Origin of the sequence: Tsukamurella conjunctivitidis (assembly GCF_007858475.1) — a bacterium.
GTDB lineage: Bacteria > Actinomycetota > Actinomycetes > Mycobacteriales > Mycobacteriaceae > Tsukamurella > Tsukamurella conjunctivitidis.
Genome location: NZ_VIGX01000027.1, coordinates 1 through 21219 on the forward strand (window position 1 = coordinate 1; position 21219 = coordinate 21219).

Sequence of the window (21219 nt, forward strand, 5' to 3'; positions counted from 1 at the left end):
CCCCGTGTGTGGTTGTGCACCCGCTGCTGGGCACCGTCCCACCGCCAAACTACGACCTCGTGACGGACATGTCCACCACAGCATCCCTGCTGGTCAACCCCTTACCAAGCCTGTCAGCTGGAGATAAGATTCGACCCCGACCACCACCGCTCAGACCCCGACCGGACCCCGGTAACGGACGACCTCACGAATGAGAAAGGGAGGCACAATGTCCCGTAGCAGCCGACGAGTAACCAGTACGCATCGCGTGCGCTACCTCGTCAGTGACTTCCGCTACTGGTGGCGCCTGCACGGCCCTTCGGTCGGAGAACACCGGGGCGCGGCGGTGGTGGCGGCCTCCGCTCTGATCCTGTTCGCGCTGGGCGCCGGTGCGGTCATCGGCATCACATCCCTTCTCCCTTCTGCCAGCGCGCCGTCGGCGCCCGCGATCTCGTCACCGATCGCAGTGCCGGTCGCGACCGAGGCGCCCGCGACAACGGCCACCTCGCCGAGGGTCAAACCGCCCCCCGCGCCGCCCCCCGCGACCCGCCCACCCAAACCAACGACCGCGACCGCTACCCCACCCGCTTCCCGGAAGGACACGCCCAATGACGATCACCACGAACAACTTCGACCCGCACGAGGACGGTGAGGACGACGTGAACACGAACCTCAACGGCACCGATCCCCGGGACCAGCCCGAGGTCGACGAGACCCCCGCCTGGGCCAGGAAATGGGCCGCGGCCCCGGAGGGACCGTCCGCACCGGAGCATCGCCCGGTGGAGCCGGAATTCGTCGACTTCGACCAGGAGGCATCCGCGACCAACCAGCCCGATGATCACGGAAACACCGGGGGATTCTCGGGCTACTTCGACCCGAACCACGCAAGCCGCCCGCTGCATGCGGTCCCCGGCCCTCCTCCCGCGGCACAGTTCGATCCGCAGCGGTGGGTCGGCGCGCAGCCGCAGCCCGGACAGCAGCCCGCCTACAGCGCGATGCAGTCGAACGAGCCGCCGACCATGGCGTACCGCCCCGCCCCGCCGCTCGCACCGGTGCCGGAGAACGGCCCCACGCACACGCTGTTCAGCGACGGTGCGGGCGACTTGAAGCAACCGCCGAGCAGCGGCATGCGCCGCCTGATCTTCAACCTCAGCGGGGGAAGCGTGAACCCCGGACCGTCGAAGGCCGATCTGCGCCGCGCGGGTCTCGTCCAGCGCGTGAACGTCAGCCCGGGCGTCTGCGGTTACAAGGTCGTCGTGATCACCGTCAAGGGCGGCGCCGGCAAGACCACCTCCGTCGCGGCGCTCCTCACCGCGCTCGGCCTGCACGTCGACGCGAGCGGCGTCCTCGGCATCGACGCCAACCCCGCGACCGGCACGCTCGCCGACCGCCTCGATCAGCCCAGCCGCTACGACATTCGTCACCTGCTGGCGAACAAGGAGCTGTTCAGCCACGGCCCCGACGGTCAGATCGACGCCCGGGACAACGTCTCGTACCCGACGTTCACGACCTACACCGGCAAGAGCAGCGGCAACTTCGAGGCCGTTCAGGGCAGCGACAACCTCGCCGCCGCGCACATGCTCACCGCGCAGGAGTACGACGCCCTCCTGGACGTGGCGGAGAAGATCTTCCCCATCATCGTCACCGACTGCGGCACCGAAATGCACCACGACGTGACCAAGGCCGCGCTCGCGCGCGCGGACCGCGTGGTCATCGTGACCGGTACCGCCCGGGGCACGGTCAAGAAGGCGCGTCAGGCACTGAAGTTCCTCAACAACTACCCGGCGGATCTGCTCACGGAGAAGCCTCTGCAGGATCCGAACACCGGGCGCGACATCGCCGAGTACCGGCACCTGGTCTCGCGCGCGGTCGTCCTGGTCAACAACACCGGCCAGAAGGGCACGTTCAAGCCCAAGCAGCTGCATCAGGACTTCGCCGCCGAGATCGAGCAGCTACGCAAGAACGATGACCGCCCCGCCGAGATGCAGGCCCCGAACACCTCCAGGGTGCTCGACCTTCCGTACGACGACCACCTGGGCCTCGACGGCCCGATCGTTCACGACCTGCTGCAGAAGTCCACGCAGTGGGCGATGCTCGAGCTGGCCGCGACGATCGGCGACGACTTCGAGGCGTCGGCGCACCGGCACTACAACGCCGCCCAGGCCAAGCGTCATGGCGCGCTCGCCGGAGCACGGCGATGACGGCGCGACCAGTGACCGGTCCGATCCCGACGTCCGGGATTGCACCGCTCGCGGACCACGAAGAGGCCATGGACGTCCGTGTGACCCCGCGTCGGGGCGGCGCGGAATCGTTGCTGTGGCTCGTGTCGCCACACGGTGGAGCGGGTGTGTCGACGCTCGCGCAGATGCTCCCGTTCGCCGGCGACGGCGGGCGGAAGTGGCCTGGTGTGCCCGGGCAGCACGAGTCGCCTCTGTGCGCGCTGGTGGTGCGCGACAGCATGGACGGGCTCGATGCCGCGCACGTGGCGTTGCGCCAGTACTACACGGAGCAGATCCCCTCCGCGCTAATCGCGCTGATCGTCGTGGCGGCAAACCGCGGCGAGCGGAGCCCGCAGGTGCGGCGGAAGCGGGACCTGGTGTTCTCGCTGGCTGATCGCCCGGCGTTCGGAGAACCGCTGCGGATCTTCTCCGTGCCGTGGCTCGAGCAGTTCGTGGAGATCCCACGGAGCGACCTCCCGGTCGTGCCGGACCAGTACGTCGCCCCCCGCCGCGCCCCGAAGGACCTCCGCCAGGGCGTCCATCCCGCAGTCGGAGAGCTGGCCATGGCATTGCACCAGCACGCCGTCGACGAACTCCCTCACGTACTGCCCAGCTAGGGCAGAAGCAGAAACACCTCGAAACGAAGGACAGCGCACATGACCACCATCCCCACCCTCGTCGACGTCGCGACGCAGCTGCACGCCGCGACGAACACCGACGTACTCGCCGACACGATCAACGTCCAGACTCAGACCCCGCCGTTCGCCGAGAAGTTCCTCCGGCTGCTCGGCTGGGGCAAGTGGATCGTCTACTTCGTCGGCGTCTGCGCCCTCATCGGCGCCGGCGCGATCTTCGCCATCGAGAAATACTCCGAGCGCAACGACAACAAGGCCATGAAGATCGTGCTCTGGGTGTGCGTGGGCGCGGTCATCGCGGCCGGCGCCACCGGCATCATGGACGCCGCCACCGCGTAGCAAAGGCACTGTGCTGATGATGAATTCGCTAACGACGACGATCATGGTGGCGTACGTCCCCATGCCCGACACGATGCGTAAGCCGATCGAGCTGATGCTCGGCTGGGGAAACTGGATCTTCTACGCCCTCCTGATCGCGCTCCTCATGGCTATCGGCGGGTTCTGGTGGCTGGAACCGGCCAGCAAGAGCATGCCGCTCGGGATCCCCGCCCAGGAGCGCCTGATCAAGGTGCTCGCCGCCGCCGTGCTCATCAGCAGCGCATCCCCGATCGCCGACGCGATCATCAAGTGAGGAATGAAGATCGTGATCGAATCTGCAGTCACCTTCCTACGCACCCGCCGCGGCGTGCTCATCACGGCCATCGCAGTGGTGGCCGCGATCATCGTGGTGGCCACCAGCTGCGGGGGCGGCGAGAGTACGACCGGTGCGGCGGGCGGCCCTACGAACCTGTCGTGGACCAAGTTCAACGGCGTCGAGGTACCTGTCGCCGACCAGGGTCCCAAGAACCGCACCGAGCCGGCCCCTACTGGGTACGAGCGGGATAGCGCCGGCGCCGCCCTGGCGGCGATCAACGCTGCCACCCGCAACGGCATCGCCCGCAACGACAACACCGGGCAGGGCGAATGGATCGCGGTAACGCGCGACCTCATCGCCCCAGGCCGGGGACGGGACTGGTGGATCGCTCAGCGGATCCGGATGAACACGACCACCGTCAACCCCACTCTGGCGCCCACGGTGATGGCCTACAAGGTCACCACCTTCACCAACGACGGCGCCAAGATCGACGTCTTCGCGCGCCAGACCGACAGCTCGCTCACGGTCAACCACCTCGAGGTGGTGTGGACAGCAGCGAACGACTGGGGCCTGGTCATCCCAGTACCGCCCTGCAAGGCAGGCACGGAGACCACCCCGACCGCGCTGCCAGGGCAGGTGACGCCGCAGGCGACCTGCCAGCCCGATCTCTCGAAGCTCCCGCCCGCCATTGAGGCCGTCAAGGAGATCCCGAAGGATGCGGTGCAGCTCCGCAGCGCGTAGCTGCGGACCCCACCGAAGGAGCCAACGATGACAACACCCCAGACCCCCTCCCCTGCGCCGACCGGAGGAAACGACGAGAACGGCCGCAATCGGCGTCTGAACTGGACGCTGATCAGTGGCCTGTTCATTGCAGTGATCGTGATCGTGGCGGTGGTGATCCTCGCGGTCCCGAGCACCCGGCCGAAGCTCGACGGGCCGAACGCGGCGGGGCCGAGCACGACGGTCGCCCGCCCGCCGTCAGCCGATTCGGGCACCGACCTGCGCAGTCAGTTCGGCACACCGCGCGTGGACATCAACGGACGGCGCCTGGAGGTGCCGAGCAACGCCGTGGGGATCGCTCTCCCCCAGACGGGCGGCCCTGCCTTCACTGCGACCGATCCGGAGTGGCTCACCGGCCCGCCGCGCGGTCTGATGTGGCAGTACCTGTTCAACGGCGTGGCGATGCCGTTCTCCACCTCGGACGGCCCCTCGAAGATCGTCAACGGCGTGCCTGAAGGGTTCGCTCGCACACCCCAGGGCGCGGTCATGGCAGCGTGGCAGCTGACCTTCCGGCTGACGTATGAGACGGACGGCGGACGCCGGCAGAGTCTTCTCGACCGCGGAACGATCAGCGACGGGTCTGCTGGTGCCGCGGATGCGCGTCAGCAACTCGAACGACTCGATGGACGGACCCAGTCAACGACCTGGGCCGGCGGCGGTGGTCCGGGGAACGTCCCGGTTGGAGTCAGGGTCTCCGAATTCTCCGGAGAGTACGCGCTCGTGAGCTTCATCTTCGGACTTCCCGGCGACACCTCCAAGGGTGTGCGAACCGATATGCAGGTCGTCTGGCGCGACGGCATGTGGAAGCTGCCCCTTCCCGCGCTCGGCACGGGCGCGGTTGAGAACCAACTTGATGGGAGATGGTCCCGGCGATGGTGACTGCAACCTGCACCCACGAGGACGACGAGACCAAGCGCAGTAAGGTCCTGCGCGCCTTCGTCGCTCGAATTCCCTCACTCGCGATCGGGCTTCTCACCGTCGCGGCCCTGAGCCTCGGGAACTTTGTCGCCGGCGCCGGCCGGGCATCGGCGGATCCAGGATGCTCGCCCAACCCCCTCACCGTCCTACCCTGCACCGTCTTCAACAAGACAGTTGGTGCGGCAGTTGGCGGTTCGTTCGACAAGATCGTCGAGTCGATGAACGAGGCCATGGGTAAGGCGCTGGAGCTATCGATGTCGTGGTGGATCGCGATGCCGAGCCCGAAGCTTGGCCCGCAAGAGAATTCGCAGTCGGGGTCGATCCTGCAGATCGTGAGGGACTACACCCTGGAGCTGCAGATCGTGGGCTTGATCGTGTCGCTGTCGTTCGTGGCGCTCCGGATGGCTGTCTCGCGCAAGGGGCTCGTGGAGGAGTCGGAGGCGGCATGGACCTCGCTGGTCCGCGCGGTGTTCACGACGACGATGTTCTCGAGCTTCGTCATGCTGGGGACGGCCATCGGCGACGCCTTCTCCAACTGGGTGCTGGGATCGGTCGTGTTGAAGGGCAACACCGGCGGCGAGGTCATCAAGACCATGCAGCTCGGCGCGGTCAGTGGGCTGATGCCCGTCGCGGGCGTCGCGATCATCGCGCTGGTCGGCTTCCTCGGCGCGCTACTCCAGCTGTTCCTGCTGGTGATGCGTCAGGCGATGTTGATCGTGGTAATGGCCATGATCCCGATCGCTGCGACGTGGGCCGGGACCGGTCCGGGATCGCAGGCGTACCAGAAGCTCCAGGGGTGGGTCATCGCCTTCCTCTTGTTCAAACCAGTCGGCGCGCTGGTGTATGTGGTGGCGTTCACGGCCGCGGGCACACCGTCTCAGGATCCGCAGATGAAGCTACTGGGGATCGTGCTGTTCACGATGGCCGCCTTCGTTCTCCCGTCGCTGATGAAGCTCGTGGCTCCGGCGATCGGAGCGATGGGTGGTGGCGGTTCTGGTCTCGCGGCAGCGGGCATGGTGGCCGGGGCCGCGGTCGCGGTCGGCTCGCTCGTGGCGACCGGCGGGGCGTCCGGTGCGGCGGGCGCGGGCGCGGGGATGTCTTCGGTGGCCAGTCGCGGCCCGTCGGCGGTTGGCGGCAAGCCCGGGCCTCCATCGGGACCGCCCTCTGGTGGCGGGCAGGGCGGACCCGGGCCGAAGCCTTCGCCGGGACCCACGCCTGGATCGGGGAGCCCGTCGTCCGGACAAGGTGGTGGTGGCGGTCGCAATCCTGGGCCGGCGAAGTCCTCGCTGCCCGGTGGCGCTGCGGGTGGTGTGGCCGGTTCTGCTGCCCAGCTCGCGCAGAGCGCGCCCGAGGGTGAGTCCAATGCGTCGGCGCCGTCGACGCCCGTAGCGGCCGGCGCCGCGGCAGAACGACCGGCACTGCAGTCCGGCTATGGCGCACATGCGATGAAGGGATAGGACGATGGCTGAGACGGAACAGCGGTTGCTGTACGGAGGCTGGACCCAGCCGCGCAAGAGCGGCATGTTCGGCGGCACGAGCACGGGCACCTACGTGTTCATCGCGGCGGCGATCGTGGTGTTGCTGTGCTTCGCGCTGCCACTGCCCGGCCTGGTGCGCATCGGTGCGGTCCTCATCGCCATCGTGATCGTCGCGCCACTGTGGCTGTCCTGGGGCGGGAAGAGCTGGTGGGAGATCGCCCTGGAATCGCGGGGACGTGGTGGTTCGCTGCGCTCCGGGGAGAACCACTACCGCTCCGGCGGCGGCACTCAGGTCCCGTCAGCCCGGTGCCCGGGGGTGCTGGCCAATTCGCAGCTCTCGGAGCATGTGGCGATCGACGGCACGCGGTTCGGATTGATCAAGGTCGGTGACTTCTACACGGTCGTTCTCAGGACGTGGCCGCAAGGCTCGGAGTGGATCGATCAGGCCCGCCTCGATCAGATGGTCCAGCAGTTCGGTGGAGCGATCGCCTTCAACGGCCAGTCGCCGGATGTCGAAGCTCTGGTGGCCGTCGTGGAGACGCTGCCCGAGTCGGCTCAGCGCGTGGCGCTGCAGCACGAGAAGCAGGTCAAGGAGAACGCGCACCCGGTCGCCAAGCAAATCCACACGGAGGCCAACTACGCTGTCCCCTCCGCCGAGGTTCGCCTCGAGGGACGGATGTCGATCACGTTCAATGCGGACATCGGGATGCGCCATCGCGACACCGTCGAGCAGGCGGACGATATCGCTCGTCGACTGCCGCGCATCGTCGACGTGATCGCGACGTCCGGACTGCCGTGCCGTCCGATGGGCGAGCGCGAGATCATCGCCATCACACGCCGCGGGTACTCACCCGCCGACGAGTTCGATGTGGAGACGGCGCTGCTGCAGGGCCAGGACCTCGGGTTCAGTTGGGCCGATGCGGGGCCGCTGTCGGCCGACGACAAGCGCGGCTACTACCTGCATGACGCAGGGATGAGCGTCAGCTACGTGATGCGCAAGCCGCCGGCCTCGGCGGTCGACGCACACGTGCTCGAGGAAGTGCTCGCCCCCCGCTCGGAGATTCCTCGCAAGCGCGTGGTGGTCTGCTACCGCCCGCACACACCTGCGGAATCGACCCGCATCGTCGACGAAGACCACATCGACGCCGAGCGCGCAGTGACCGGCCGCGTCGGTCGTCTCTCGGAGGAGGCGCGGCTGCGCGTCGAGCGCACCCGCCAGGCCCGCGAGGAGCAGGCGCTCGGCGCCGGCGTGAGCCGCTTCATGATCTCGGTGACGGTGACGATCCCGACCGACGGGGACTTGAGCAAGGTCGAGTCGCTCCTGTCGGACCTCGGCACTGCGTCCCGCCTTGACCTTCGGCTGGCCTACAACCAGCAAGCCGCGCTGTTCGCCCACGGCATGGGCATCGGCCTGGTTCTGCCGTCCCACGCAACGATCAGCGACCGCGTCGCGGCCTGACCCACCTACCGTTCAGAAAGGAACGCCCTGATGGCACGCAAGAAGCGCTCGACGACCTTGCATCTCCCCGGCATCCGTTCGGGCCTATCCGTACGCGACGCGCAGAGCGCCGGCGGTCAGCCCTTCGCGCTCGTCGCGAGCCCGGATACCGGCGACCACACCGTCGTGCTCGCGGTGTGGCCGGGTACCAGCCCGGATCTGGACCTGTGGTGCCACAGCTGGTTGCAGTCCGTCGAGCTGGTCAGCAACTCCCCGGACATCACCGCGGTCACAGCAGTCTGGGACCGAAACGGGGACCACGAGGTCGCGCGGCTGGGCGTGACCTTCCGTGCGGCTACTAAGCAGCACCGAGATCTCGACGAGCACGCCGTCGAGATCGGCCGGCGTCTGCCGAACCTTCTCGGTTCCCTGGCGCAGAGCGGATTGGTGTCGGACCCGCTGCCCGAAGAGCGGATCGCGGCGTGGATCAGCGACGCATACACCGGGCACCTGGAAGCAGACGAGAACATTCCGACTTGGCCCGGTTGCGGACCGATCACGCCGCACGAGACGCGGGATTGGTTCTCGCACGACGGGTACGTCTCGGCGTCCTGGGTCCACCAGCCCGCGGACACCGTCACGCCGGAGGTTCACGCGATGCTCACGCAGACCAATGCCTCCCGCGCCCGGGTCGCGATCACGTACCGGCCGACGAACGAGGAGGGGACCATGCTCGAGCGGTTCCTCGTCTCGACGACGCTCACCGACTTCGACGCCGAGCCCAGCACCACTGCCATCCGATCAGAGCACCTCCCGCTCGGCGCGCGCCTGGCCGCACGTCGCGGATTCGACCGCAACGCCGAGCTGTTCGCCGCATCGCTCGGCGTCGGAGTCCTACTCCCCGAACACGGCACCGTCGCCGAGCACCCCAGCCGCCCCTACCACCGCACGGAGGAAGCCGCATGACCACCGTTCTGCCGGGGCGACACGCCCAATCGGCCACCGACGACCACGGAGTTGGACTCCGTCTCGACGCCGGCGAACTGTCCGTCGAGGCGATGCGCCGCAAGAACGCGGTCAAGCAGGCCCAGGCCTCCATGCTCAAGCCGACCATGACTGAGCGTGAGCGCGACGACCTCGAAGACCTCGCGCGCACGGGCAGCGGACCGAAGCGTCTGCACGCCCGGATCCTGATCAACCGAGACAACGTGCGCCGGCAGCGGCAACGCGATGCGCAGGAGCGCGGCGTCAGCTTCGACGTGCCGCTCCTGGAGTCGTCGCGGCAGGGCTTCATCGGCCGCGGCGGCGGCCGCATGGCCACGATCGAGCGCATGCCCGAGTGGCGCGCCACGACCGCTCAGCTCCCGGGTCTGTTCCCGTGGGCGATCGGCAGCAACTCCCCGATCGTCGGAACTCCGGTCGGCACTCACCAGGAGTCCGGGCAGATCGTCGCCTTTGACCCTCTCTCCTGGTACGCCGCTGGCCTCATCAGCGCTCCCGCCGCATTCATCCTCGCGCTCAACGGATTCGGAAAATCCACCCTCGCCCGCCGCATCGTCGTGGGCGACTGCGCCCACGGGGACGTGCCGCTGCTGCTCGGCGACATCAAGCCCGATTACCGCGCCGTCGTGGAGGCGCTCGACGGCCAGGTCATCGACTTCGGCTTCGGTGCCAGCAAGATCAACCCGCTCGGTGTCGGCGCTCTCGGTCAGATCCTCAACCGCGGCCTGCCCGCGGAGGTCGAAGCCGCAGTGCGTCTGGAGATCGAGTCCCGCCAGGTACTGGTGACAGCGTCCCTGCTCGAAATGGTCCGCGGCGGACGCCTCGAAGACTTCGAGGAGACCATGATCGCCGCCGGCCTGCGGCAGCTCTACCGCAGCGGCAACTTCACGGGCAACAAGGCCCCTCTGCTGGCGGATCTACTGAACGTGTTCCGCGATGGCCCCCAGGATCTGGTCGAGGCATCGGGCGCCTACGACGGCACCGCGGAGGACCACTTCGGTGGCCGCGCGACGGACCAGTATTTCGACGCGACGCTGCGCCTGCGGCAAACCCTCACCGCTGTGATCGCTGGCCCCTTCGGGTCGATCTTCAACGCTCCGACCAGCGAGCAGCTCGACATCACCTCGGGCCGGCCGATCTGCATTGACATCAGTCGTATCCCGGAGGGCAACGGCAAGCTCCGCGCCGCCGCGCTCATGACCTGCTGGGCAGAGGGATTCGCGTCGATCAAGGGCGCGAACATTCTCGCCGACCAGGGCGTGATCCCTCAGATGAACTACCACGCGGTAATGGACGAGCTCGCGCGCGTGCTCTCGGCAGGTGGCGGCGTCGTCGACCGGACCGACGAGATCACTCGTACCCAGCGCACCGACGGTGTTGCGACGACCATGATCACGCACACGATCAAGGACCTGGAGGCGTTCGATTCACACGCCGAGCGGCAGAAGGCCCTCGGCTTCATCGAACGCGCCCGCGTGAAGATCTACGGACCGATCCCACCCGACGAGGTCGAGCGCAACCGAGCGGTCACCCACTTCTCCAAGAAGGAGGCGGCAAATCTCTCGGCGTGGGCCGCGTCGGGCAACCCGATCGACGATCCCCTTTCTCAGAATGACCCGGTCCGCCGCGTCGCGAGCGGAACCGGAAAGTTCCTTCTCAAGGCCGGCGAGTCCGACACGCAGCCGGGAATCCCGTTCAAGCTCGATGTGGTGCCGACGGAGACGAATAGCCACATGCACGCAACCAGTAAGCGGTTCGAGCACCGCATGGCCGCCGCAGCGCAGTAGGAGGACGAACGAAGTGACGGCAGTACAGAACCCGCGATTCCCGCGGATCGCGACCCCGGAGATCCGCGACGCCGCCCTCGCGACGGTCCGCCAGATGCTCCAGGACTCGTCGATGACGCGGTGGGCAGCATGTGTCGAGGTCTCGCGCCACATCCCTTACGCGGCCAGCACGGTGCAGAAGTGGTGCGTCGAAGCGGAGATCGGCCGGGATGCGGAGAGTGACCGCGTGCGCGAGCTGGAGGCCCGGTTGAAGGTAGCGCGGCTGATCAACAGGCACACGACGGGTGCCGAAGCAGAGTTCTAGCCCAAACCATATTGGGTGGCTGAGTATTTCAGCTGACTGGGGCGGCATCCCCGGCAGCGAGAACGAGTACTCGATCACCCACCGAACGAGGACAGCGCAGTGAGCAGTAAGCCCGGTGGTGGTATCGGTGTCGCGGTGGGCGCGGCGCTGTCCTGCCTTCTCTTGGTCTTCGGCCTGATCTCCGTCATCGCGAGCGATGATGACGCCTGCACACCGTCGAACCCGGGCGGTGCAGCGGTCGCAGGCGGCGGCACGGCCGCGATCCCATCCGCTGAGGGCACCGTCAAGCCCATGAAACAGGGCACCTACCAGATCACCTCGCCCTTCGGCCCCCGCAGCGGGGCGATGCACTGGGGCATGGATGTTTCCGGCCCCGAGGGAACGCCGATCTACGCCTTCGCGGACGGGCTGGTCCGGTCGGCGGGACCGAGCAGCGGGTTCGGCAACTGGATCATCATCGACCACAACATCAAGGGACAGAAGGTATCCAGCCTCTACGGCCACATGTACAACGACGGTCTGCTGGTGAAGGTGGGCCAGCAGGTGACCGCAGGCCAGCTCATCGCCAAGGAGGGCAATGCCGGCGTGAGCTCGGGCGCGCACCTGCATTTCGAGATCCATCCCGGCGGCTACAAGGGCCCGGACTCGTCTACGTCCGCGGTGGACCCGCGGCCTTGGTTCGACGCTGCGGGCGAGCCCGGCGGCCAGCCGGCTGCAGCTCCCGCACCGGCCCCGGTCGGCGCCACCGCGCCGGCGGCGCAGGACCCGTCCGCGCCCCGCGCGCCCCCCACCGACAGCGCGGCTGGCCCGACCCCGTCTCCGGTTGCCGCACAGCAGGCCACCGTCACCCAGTTCTCGCAGAACACCGGCCCCGGGCAGGTCGACCGCACCGGGGGCATCGAGGGCGGTCACGTCAGCTTCGGCAACATCTCCGGCACGGGAATCACCACCGCCGGGCAGCAGCGCTCGTGGGACCTTGTCCGCAAGGCCTTCCCGGAAGTCACCCTGGTCTCGGCCACCCGGATCGAGCAGGTCCTCGGCCGGCCCGACAACCACAACCGTGGCATCGCCATCGACATCGGCGGCGACGTCGCTCGCCTGCCTGCGGTGGCCGCGTGGATCGCCCAAAACTTCCCCGATTCCCGGGAACTCATCTGGGGCGTACCGCCGTTCGATGCGAACATCTCGATGGGCAAGCCCTACAAGTTCGACCAGGGCACCCTCAACGACCACAAGGACCACGTCCACTGGACCGCGCCCGATCGCGTCCTCGGCGGCGACGTGGCCGCAGGATCGGTCGCAGGGCCGGGCGGGTCATCGTCGGAGCAGTGCGACACCACCGGCTCAAGCGGCTACCCCGGTGGCGGCACGGACAACCTCGGCCCGGGCAAGGTCCCACCGGCCTTCGATCCGTGGATCCGCAAGGCGGGCACGATGTGCCCGCAGATCTCCAGCTCCCTCATCGCCGCAGACCTTGAGGCGGAGAACGGCTTCCGGTACGGGCCGAATGCCCCCGTGTCGAAGACGGGAGCGGGCGGGCCCGCCCAATTCATGCCGGAGACGTGGGCGAGATACGGCAAGGACTGGGACGGCGACGGCAAGATCGACATCAACTCGATTGGCGACGCGGTGATGAGCCAGGCCGACTACCTCTGCACGATCGCCAAGATCATCGACGGAGCGATCGCCTCCGGCAAGGTGAAGCCCGGGATGGGCGGCGCCCAGGGCCTCTACCTCGCTGCATACAACGCAGGTGAAGGGGCCGTGCTCCGCGCGGGCGGCATGCCCAGCGGCGGCGACTACAGCACACAGACCCAGCCCTACGTCGCGCGAATCCTCTCGCGCGTCCCCGCGTTCCAGGCAGGAGGCCTGACCTAATGCGACTGATTCCGACTCTCAACGGCCGTGGCGGCGGCAACCAGCGGCGGCTTCTCGCTGTGGTCGCCGTTGCAGCGATCGTCATCTTCGGGCTGGCCTTGGCCAGCTGGATCTACACCTCGATCGGCGGAGACGGCAGCGGAGCGGGGCAAGGCACCGAGCAGCACGAGGGCAGCGAGGGCGTCGACCGGGGCGACGCCCGGGAGGTCGCGTCGTCGGTCTTAACCACGATGTTCAGCTGGAATCCCGGGACGGACCGATCGCCCGCGGACGCGGTCGGTCGAGCCCTCCCGCAGCTGACCGGTACCGCGCGGGCGGACGCGCAGGCCACGTCCGGACCCGTGCGGCCGATTTCCCAGTGGTCGCAGTGGGCCGAGCAGAAGACCCTCGTCGTCGCGACGGCGCCGACGCAAACGATGAGGAGCGTCCCGATCTCGGACGGCGCGAACACGGTGACGCTGTTCGCCCCGGTCACCCAGTTCCTGCAGCCGGTGTCGGGGGCAGCGACCGGGTACGCGAAGTTCACCGTCCGGGTCACCCTCGAGAAGGTCTCCGGGCACTGGCTCGTATCGAACTACACATTCACCACTATCGGGTGAAAGCACCTACACGAGAAGGAGTTCCGAAATGCCCTCCCCGTCCCCAGGCAAACCGCTCCAGCCACGCGACCGGGACCTGACGCCGCTCGCGTTCGGCTGCGTGGCCGCCGTCGTGGTCATGCTGGTCCTGGTCTGGCTCGCTACCGCGATCCCGGCCTTCCTCGCGGGCCAGGCCGCGCCGGCGAAGAACCCGTTCGCAGTCCCGTCCGCGGTGCTGCGCGGCAAGCTGCACATCGGCCTCGCCGAGGCGGTGATCTTCGTGGTCCTGCTGCTGATCGTGGCCGGCCTGGTCTTCCTCGGCGTGCGGTACTGGCTGCTGCGCAAGAAGACCATCAAGGGCACATCGACGTGGATCGACACCGCCGTCCCGCACATGGCGCACGGTTCGGACCTGGAATCGCTCTCGGAGGCCGCGGTAACAGCGAAGGCAGAGCGGCTGCGTGCGTTCACCGCACCGGGCGTGGTGCCCGGTATGCCGATCGGGCGAGACCTGACCACCGGCGAGATGCTCTACGGCTCGATCGAGGATCTCCAGCTCGACATCTGGGGCCCGCGGCGCGGCAAGTCGACCTCGCGGGTGATCCCCGCGATCTGCGCGGCGCCCGGCCCCGTGGTCACCACCTCGAACAAGCGGGACGTGCTCGACGCCACGCGGCTGCACCGCGAACGGCAGGGCGTCGTGTGGATCTTCGATCCGCAGCGGGTCGCCAACGAGCCGCCGACGTGGTGGTGGAATCCGCTGACGTGGGTCACGGACGACGAGCGTGCCGCGAAGCTCGCGGACCGGTTCGCCAACTCCGCCGCGGGCGATGCGGCGAAGAAGGACCCGTACTTCGAGCCGGAGGGACAGGGGCTCTTGGCCGCGGTGATCCTGGGCTGCGCGTTGAACAAGGACTCGATCATGCGGGTCTACGAGCTCGTCAACGACCCCCTGGCGTGCCGCGATCTGCTGCCGATCTTCAGCGCGTACGGCTACGAATCGTTCCACCGGGAGATGGCCGGCTGGATCAACCTCACGCCGAAGCAGCGAGACGGCATCTTCGGCACGGCGAAGAAGATGGCGACAGTGCTGCGGTACAAGGCTATCCAGCCTTGGGTGACCGACGACGGCACCGGCCGCCCGCACTTCAACCCGGATGAATTCGTGCGGTCCAACGACACCCTCTACAGCCTCTCGATGGAGGGCCCGGCCGCGGCCGGGCCGCTGGTAACCGCGCTCACCGTCGCCGTGATCGAGGCCGCCGAGGAGCTGGGGTCTCGCTCTCCTGGCGGTCGTCTCCGCACGCCGATGTACGTGCCACTCGACGAGTGCGCGAACGTCGTGCGCTGGACTGAGCTGCCGGACAAGTACTCGCACTTCGGCTCCCGCGGAATCCTCGTCGACACGATCCTGCAGAGCTACGCCCAAGGCGTGGCCTGCTGGGGCGCCGAGGGCATGAAGAAGCTGTTCGGCGCCGCGAACGTCATCCTCTACGGCGGTGGGTCCAAGGAGCAGGACATGCTCAACTTCCTGTCCGAGCTGGTCGGCGATTTCGAGTACGAGTCGCGCAGTGTGAGCGTCTCCTCGGGCCGGGGCGGCGGGTCCCGCTCCCGGTCCTACCAGCGGCAGAAGGAACGCCTGCTGACCTCGCACGACCTCGGTGCCATGCCTCCGCACCGCGCGCTGGTGCTCTCCAGCGGCAACCGTCCCACGCTGATCCGCACGGCCCCGTGGTTCGAGGGACCGTTCAAGGAGGTCATCGAGGAGTCCATCGCACGGTACGAGCCGACCGACCAGTCGGAACTGCCGGCCTCGACCCTCGCGCTCCCTGTCGGCCCGAACGGCTACCCGACGTTCGAGCCGATGGACCAGATCATCAACCCCGAATTCGAAGGAGAACACCATGGCTGGCAAAACTAAGGCGAACGCGTGGGACGTCGCGGAAGCATTCGTCTCCGAGCACATCGACGAACTTCGATCGGCCGAGACGTCGGAGACGATCGTTGAGCTGATCCGGACGTCGGAGGTGATGAAGAAGGCCAAGGGTGTCTGGCCGAAGATCATCGCCGAGCTCGACAAGCAGCTCGACATCGACTTCCCCGCGATGCGCACGCGCGAGCACAACGAGCGCGTGGCGCACCTCGAGTCCGTGACCGCGGGCGAGCCGGTCCTGCACCTGTTCACCGCCGGCGACGCGGAGGCGAACTCCTTCGCGATCTGCGACAGCGAGGGCGCCGTGCAGTGGTACAGCGAGTTCTTCGAGTCGGATCGTCTCTCCGACGAGGACCCGGAGGCCAGCGCGGCGGGCCAGGCCGTCGAGAAGGCCTTGTACTTGGCCCGACAGGTCCGGGAGAAGTGCCACCTGGACGGGCTTGCCGTGGTGGTCCATCACGCGCACCCGGAGCCTCACGGGCTGGACGCGAAGGCGCGGAAGGCGTCCGCGGGCGGCGTGCTGGTCCGCTTCGCCCACGACAGCGAGAGCAACCCGGCCGTCGAGTGGTGCCGGGAGCCGGGCTACCGCAGCTGGCGCGAGATCAAGCTGCAGAACCTGCTCGCGACGGCCATCGTCGCCGAGCCCAACCCCGATTCTGATTCCGCTGCTGAGGAGGCCGTGGCATGAGCGATTTCGACCCCGACGAGTACGAGGATCTGGACGGCACAGGCGTGGACGACCGTAGCGACGCCGACAGCGGCGGCGAGGAGGAGCTGGAGCTGCAGTTCGAGAACCAGTTCGCCTGGTTCAACGAGGTCATGCGGCCCGTCGTCGAGCGTTACATCGAGGACTCGACCGAGATGATGTGGTGCGCCGAGTGGCACCGGCACCCGGAGGCGCTGCTGGTGATCACCGCGCTGTGGCGCGCATGGGAGCACCTGTCCACCGACCCCGACACGGGGATGAGCGTGTGGCTGCGCGATCACCTCTATCCGCACCTGGGCGTGCTGCTGTCGCCGTCCGGGCCGTTCGCGAAGTGCCGGACGACCTCGGTTGAGGGCGGCACGAAGCACGAGATCTCGCCGGCGCTGCCGAGCAATCTGACCGAGGACGAGGCGGAGCTCGTGCTGCAGGAGCTGCAGGGGGATGCCGCATGACGACTCAGCATGGTCCTGCGGAGATGGACGAGATCGGGCAGGAAGGCGGCCGGATCGCGATGCGCGTGGGCATGATGTTCTCCCGGATCGCGGAGATGGATGCCCGTCGCCGCGCGAACAAGGCACAGCAGCGGGCCCAGCAGGACGCGAGCGCGGCGCGCGCGGCCCAGGCGAAGATGCAGGCCGCGCGCAGGGTGGCGCAGCAGAAGCTGAACATGGTGATGCAGCCGGCCTGGTCGAAGGCCGTCGGCCGCAATGACGCTGCCATCCTCGACGCTGCGCGCCTCGCCCACGCGTACCGGAACGAGCTGCCGGTCGCCGGTCAGGCGCTTGGCAAGCTCGACCAGCACGTCAAGGCCAACTACGGTGTGCCACTGCATCAGTGGCAGCCGAAGGTGCCCGACATGAAGCAGGACATCGACGAGCAGGAGACGAAGCACGGCCAGGACCACCCGGTCCAGGCGCAGGCCACCGTCACCGCGCTCGATCGCCGCGACAGCGCGGAGGCCGACGCCACTCAGGCGGAGGCGACCGCGGCCAAGAGCGCGCGAGAAGCCCGCGATGCAGAGGGGCAGGCCGGTCAGGCGACGGGGCGGTCACACCTCGAGCAGACGGTCAACCCCGTCGAGAACCGGCACCGGCAGGTCGGTTCCGAGGAGTTCCGCAACGCGCTCCGCACTACGTCGAAGGCGTTCCCCGGAGCGAACAAGGCGAGCTGCACGCGGGCCAGTGCACCGAAGGCGCGCAAGCAGCGAGGGCAGGGTCGCGGGCAGGGCCGTTCCCGCGATCTCGACATGTGAGCGCGGCGCACCGAACGCGACCGCACGGCAACACACCTCCCGCACCAACGCCGGTGGCATCCGGCGCCGCGGGGGCACCGCACGATCCGAACCTCATCGAGGAGGACAGCGCAAATGACCATCATCGACACCACCCCCAGCGCCCAAGCACCGCCGGTCGAGCGTCCGGCCGCAGAGCCGTGGGCCACCGTGTACACCCTGCCCGATTGCGGCATGTGCATGATGACCGAGAAGCAGCTCACCAAGCTCGGTGTGCCGTTCCAGGTCGTCGACCTGGACAGCGAGGCGGCCGCGGAAGCCCGCGCCAAGTTCAAGGCCGAAGGGCTCCGTGGTGCCCCGGTCGTCGAGACCCGCGACGGCGGTCGCTGGAACCAGTTCCGGCCGGAAAAGATCAAGGCCGCCGCGGTGGCCTACCAGCGGTCGGGAACCAGCACGCGCGCCATGGGCGCGTGTTTCGGCGCCGCGCCGAACACGACCGCACGGCCCGCAGCACCGCCCGAAGCGGGGCGCGCCGGCGCGACTGCCGGCGGGCGAACCCTCGCTCATGAGGGCAGCACCGCCGCGCTGAGCCGGTAGCTCAGCGCACCCTCCCGGTGGTGGCGGCGTCCGGAGACGGCGCCGCCACCACCTTCCCCGTTCCCTCCCCGCCGGCAACCGGCCACCCACTTCAGGAGCTCCTCATGGTCGACAACCATTCCCAGTACGGCGGGGCGCAGAACCCCGTCGCCTACACACGCGCGCTCGACGAGGGCGCGGCCCAGTACCCGTCGGATCTCTACTCGGACGAGCCCACCGCGCACGTCCCGCACGATCCGCCCCGCCCGTACGTCGACGAGCGTCCGATCCCGCTCAACGTGGGCCGCTTCGCCGCCGGCGTGGCGGGTACCGCGGTGGTTGGAGTCGGGCTCGCGCTGCTGCTGACGTTCCTACTGAACGAGCTGTACCAGTCGGTCGGTGCCCCCTGGGCGACGCACCCACGCGACTACGTCGCCGTGCTCATCGGAGTCCTTGCGCTGACCGTGCTGAGCGCGGCGACGTTCCTGCTGCTCGTCTGGCAGGTTGACACCCCCACGCTGATCTACGCGTGGCTCGCCGGCCTGGTCTCCGCCGCGGGCCTGCTCGTGCCGTGGCTCACCGGCGGCCCGTCGTGGGCGGGCTTCCTCGTCGGCCTGACCTACGCCGTGGTGGCCATGACCGTCACGGGCCTGATCAAGTCCCTGGGTGCGAAGGGCCTGCAACTGGCGGCTCAGCGCATCGACTCCAGCCCGGTCCCGCTCAACGTAGGCCGCTTCGCCGCAGGCATGGGCGCAACCGCCCTTGTCGGCGCCGGAGTCGCCGTGCTTCTGACCTTCCTGCTCAACCAGCTCTACACGTCGGTGGGCGCCCCGTGGGCGCTCGCTCCGCGCGAGTACACCTCGGCCATCGTCGTGGCGGCGGCACTGACCGTGGCCAGCGCCACGACCTTCCTCCTGCTGGCGTGGTTGGTCGACACCCCCACGCTGATCTACGCGTGGCTCGCCAGCCTGGTCTCCGCCGCGGGCCTGCTCGTGCCGTGGCTCACCGGCGGCCCGTCGTGGGCGGGCTTCCTCGTAGGCCTGGCCTACGCCGTCGTCGCACTCACCATCACCGGCCTGACCAAGGCGCTCGGCAACCAGGCCCTGCGCAACCAGTCCTTCCAGCAACGCGAGGTGATCTGACATGGACCAGGAACAGGGGCTCGTCGTCTACACCCTCCCCGCGAACGCCACCTTCCGCGAGACGCCGGCCGCGGCAGTGCTCGCGGACCTGATCGGCGACACGGAGATCGAGTTGATGCAGCTCGAGCATTCGATGGACGTACAGGGCATCACGACGGTGTCCGGCCGCCCGATGGGTGAGCTCGCGGAGGTCGTCGCGCTCGCCGACCTAGCCGACCGAGCGGGCGGCAAAGAGCCGTGGATGCACCTGCACCGCGAGGATCCCGAGTTCGCCCGGCGCTCCCGCCTCGCGATCGTCGACGCGGATGTTCGAGGCCCGGCCCAGCAGGACAGCCCGCTGCGTAGCCTCCTGGCCGAGGTCATCGACGAGCTCGACAAGCACACGGGCACCGAGAGCGCGGCCGAGGCGCAGGAGACGCTCCGACGCGTGCACGTGGCATTGCTGCGGGCACAGGTCTCCGAGTGCCTCGGGACCGGAGAAGTCGTGCACGTCCCGTCGACGAGCGAAGGCAGGGCGGCGGCGGCCAACAGCGCCTTCGATGAGCGGTACGCCGTCTCCAACGCCGACAAGATCATCGCCGCGTTCACCGAGACCGTGCAAGAACTGGACCGCCTCGGCGTGCCCTACCGGGTCGCCGACCTCCGCGACGCGGATCCGATCGTCAGCGGGCACTACGACAGCACCGGGCGGACGAACACTCCGATCGTGGTGGCCGCGAACGGCACATGGTGGCCTGGATTCAAGCCTGACGAGATCGCCGCGGTGGCTGAGCAGTACCGCTACGAGAACAGCCTGCAGACGGGGCGGGTCATCACGCGAGACGGGGAACACCTGAGCCAGGAGGATGTGCTCGGCTCGATCCAAGACGACCAGTACGCGCATCTTCTCGACGATCCGCGGGAGAACAGCCTGGAGGGTGCGCTGTTCGAGGGAGTCGACGCCTCGGGCAGCGGTGCGGTATTCCGTGGCCACTACCGCGGTGCCCGGTTCGTCGACTGCAAGGGCCTGGTGCTTCGTCACGCGGACCTCACCGGCGCCACGTTCACGAACTGCACCATCGCGGCCTCCGACGACGTCGACCTGACGGCCGCGCGGATCTCCGGCACACGATTCGAGGAAGGCACCCACGCGGGGATCAGATTCCACGATGCGCTGCTGCAGGACGTGAGCATGGAGAAGACCCGGCTGGCCGCGGTGGACTTCAGCGATGCGACCCTGCGCAACGTGGACATGAAGGGTGCGAAGGTGCGCGGCGACTACAGCCTTGAGGCAGCGCGGATCACCGATTGCGACCTGCGGTACACCGTGTTCTCGCCCGCCCAGAACAACACCGCGTTCGCCGACGTCCGGTGGGAACGCACCACCGTCGACGGCGCCTGGTTTCGTGACGCGATGTTCGTCGAGAACGTCTTTCGTGACATGGACCTTGGCCGAGCCGATGTCACGTCAGCGTCGTTCGACGGCAGCCGGTTCACTGCGGTCTCCCTCTCCGACGACGCGGCGTTCAGCGCCGTGCTGAACTCCGCCGGCGTCGTCTTCAACGACGCGCCCGGGGCACGACCGCACCCGGCGTCACAGACCCAAGCGATGACGGTGGAGGTGTACGACAGCCTCGATCTGAGTGAGCCTCCGGCGTACGAGTTCACCGTGGCCGGCCACGACGTCGAGCAGGCCATGACCGCGGCGCAGGCCCGGCTCGGTGGCGAGGCCAGCGTAGGCACGTTCGACGCAGACGAGCTCGGGGGTGCGATCGCGCCCGTCGAGGGACGCGACGGTATGCCGGGCCGCATCGTCGTCACGCGGGTCGAGGAAACGCCGCGAGAGGCCGCCCGCGCTGCTGTCGGGCGTGATGCCGGGGCGTCGCTGTCGCGGTGCTTCGCGGGCGGGTTGTCGGCGCCGCCGACGCGGGCTACGTCCGCGATGCCCCCCGCGGCGATCGCCGGCCCCGGCGCCAGCCGGGAGACCGGAGCCGCCCGCGAACTGTAGGCCCCCGGGAATAG

The 21219-nt window shown here is 68.5% G+C and carries 20 protein-coding genes; all 20 read left to right on the plus strand.

The annotated features are described in order from the left end of the window. Positions 1–587 precede the first annotated feature (587 nt). On the plus strand, positions 588–2180 hold the full coding sequence (locus FK530_RS23090; protein WP_146489284.1) for a MinD/ParA family ATP-binding protein: 1593 nt from the start codon (positions 588–590) through the stop codon (positions 2178–2180). A gap of 68 nt (positions 2181–2248) precedes the next feature. After that, positions 2249–2815: a hypothetical protein gene (locus FK530_RS23095; protein WP_158645184.1), complete on the plus strand. Its 567-nt coding sequence runs from the start codon at positions 2249–2251 to the stop codon at positions 2813–2815. A 39-nt stretch (positions 2816–2854) separates the two neighbouring features. After that, positions 2855–3172 carry a hypothetical protein gene (locus tag FK530_RS23100; RefSeq protein ID WP_114514391.1) on the plus strand — a complete coding sequence of 106 codons (318 nt, stop codon included), beginning with the start codon at positions 2855–2857 and terminating at the stop codon, positions 3170–3172. A 16-nt stretch (positions 3173–3188) separates the two neighbouring features. Beyond that, positions 3189–3464 carry a hypothetical protein gene (locus FK530_RS23105; protein WP_146489286.1) on the plus strand — a complete coding sequence of 92 codons (276 nt, stop codon included), beginning with the start codon at positions 3189–3191 and terminating at the stop codon, positions 3462–3464. 12 nt (positions 3465–3476) lie between these two features. Next, on the plus strand, positions 3477–4208 hold the full coding sequence (locus FK530_RS23110; RefSeq protein ID WP_146489287.1) for a DUF8175 domain-containg protein: 732 nt from the start codon (positions 3477–3479) through the stop codon (positions 4206–4208). A gap of 27 nt (positions 4209–4235) precedes the next feature. Continuing rightward, positions 4236–5126 carry a DUF8175 domain-containg protein gene (locus FK530_RS23115; RefSeq protein ID WP_146489288.1) on the plus strand — a complete coding sequence of 297 codons (891 nt, stop codon included), beginning with the start codon at positions 4236–4238 and terminating at the stop codon, positions 5124–5126. Next, complete coding sequence (locus tag FK530_RS23120; RefSeq protein WP_146489289.1) at positions 5108–6622, plus strand: hypothetical protein; 1515 nt, start codon at positions 5108–5110, stop codon at positions 6620–6622. Before FK530_RS23115 ends, FK530_RS23120 begins: the two co-directional genes overlap by 19 nt. Positions 6623–6626: 4 nt before the next feature. Further along, positions 6627–8102, plus strand: a complete 1476-nt coding sequence (locus tag FK530_RS23125) for an SCO6880 family protein (RefSeq protein ID WP_114514387.1) — start codon at positions 6627–6629, stop codon at positions 8100–8102. 30 nt (positions 8103–8132) lie between these two features. Further along, a complete protein-coding gene (locus FK530_RS23130; protein ID WP_114514386.1) occupies positions 8133–9047 on the plus strand; it encodes an SCO6880 family protein in 915 nt (304 codons plus the stop codon). After that, positions 9044–10870, plus strand: a complete 1827-nt coding sequence (locus FK530_RS23135; RefSeq protein ID WP_114514385.1) for a putative type IV secretion/conjugal transfer ATPase — start codon at positions 9044–9046, stop codon at positions 10868–10870. Before FK530_RS23130 ends, FK530_RS23135 begins: the two co-directional genes overlap by 4 nt. A gap of 13 nt (positions 10871–10883) precedes the next feature. Then, positions 10884–11174 (plus strand): hypothetical protein, encoded by a 291-nt coding sequence (locus FK530_RS23140; RefSeq protein WP_114514384.1) that lies wholly within the window; start codon positions 10884–10886, stop codon positions 11172–11174. Between the two features lie 99 nt (positions 11175–11273). Then, positions 11274–13052: a M23 family metallopeptidase gene (locus FK530_RS23145; protein WP_146489290.1), complete on the plus strand. Its 1779-nt coding sequence runs from the start codon at positions 11274–11276 to the stop codon at positions 13050–13052. After that, entirely contained in the window at positions 13052–13651 is a 600-nt protein-coding gene (locus FK530_RS23150) for a hypothetical protein (protein WP_114514382.1), read from the plus strand. The genes FK530_RS23145 and FK530_RS23150 overlap by 1 nt, the downstream gene beginning before the upstream one ends. Before the next feature lie 28 nt (positions 13652–13679). Next, the gene (locus FK530_RS23155) at positions 13680–15551 is read left to right on the plus strand and encodes a type IV secretory system conjugative DNA transfer family protein (protein ID WP_114514381.1); all 1872 of its coding nucleotides are present in this window, start codon (positions 13680–13682) and stop codon (positions 15549–15551) included. Continuing rightward, on the plus strand, positions 15535–16251 hold the full coding sequence (locus tag FK530_RS23160; RefSeq protein ID WP_114514380.1) for a hypothetical protein: 717 nt from the start codon (positions 15535–15537) through the stop codon (positions 16249–16251). The genes FK530_RS23155 and FK530_RS23160 overlap by 17 nt, the downstream gene beginning before the upstream one ends. Then, the gene (locus FK530_RS23165) at positions 16248–16721 is read left to right on the plus strand and encodes a DUF4913 domain-containing protein (protein WP_114514379.1); all 474 of its coding nucleotides are present in this window, start codon (positions 16248–16250) and stop codon (positions 16719–16721) included. Before FK530_RS23160 ends, FK530_RS23165 begins: the two co-directional genes overlap by 4 nt. After that, entirely contained in the window at positions 16718–17521 is an 804-nt protein-coding gene (locus FK530_RS23170) for a hypothetical protein (RefSeq protein WP_146489291.1), read from the plus strand. The genes FK530_RS23165 and FK530_RS23170 overlap by 4 nt, the downstream gene beginning before the upstream one ends. A 114-nt stretch (positions 17522–17635) precedes the next feature. Then, positions 17636–18097 carry a glutaredoxin family protein gene (locus tag FK530_RS23175; protein ID WP_114514377.1) on the plus strand — a complete coding sequence of 154 codons (462 nt, stop codon included), beginning with the start codon at positions 17636–17638 and terminating at the stop codon, positions 18095–18097. 104 nt (positions 18098–18201) lie between these two features. Further along, entirely contained in the window at positions 18202–19218 is a 1017-nt protein-coding gene (locus FK530_RS23180) for a hypothetical protein (RefSeq protein WP_114514376.1), read from the plus strand. Position 19219: 1 nt separating this feature from the next. Continuing rightward, positions 19220–21205, plus strand: a complete 1986-nt coding sequence (locus tag FK530_RS23185) for a pentapeptide repeat-containing protein (protein WP_114514375.1) — start codon at positions 19220–19222, stop codon at positions 21203–21205. The last annotated feature ends 14 nt before the right edge of the window (positions 21206–21219 follow it).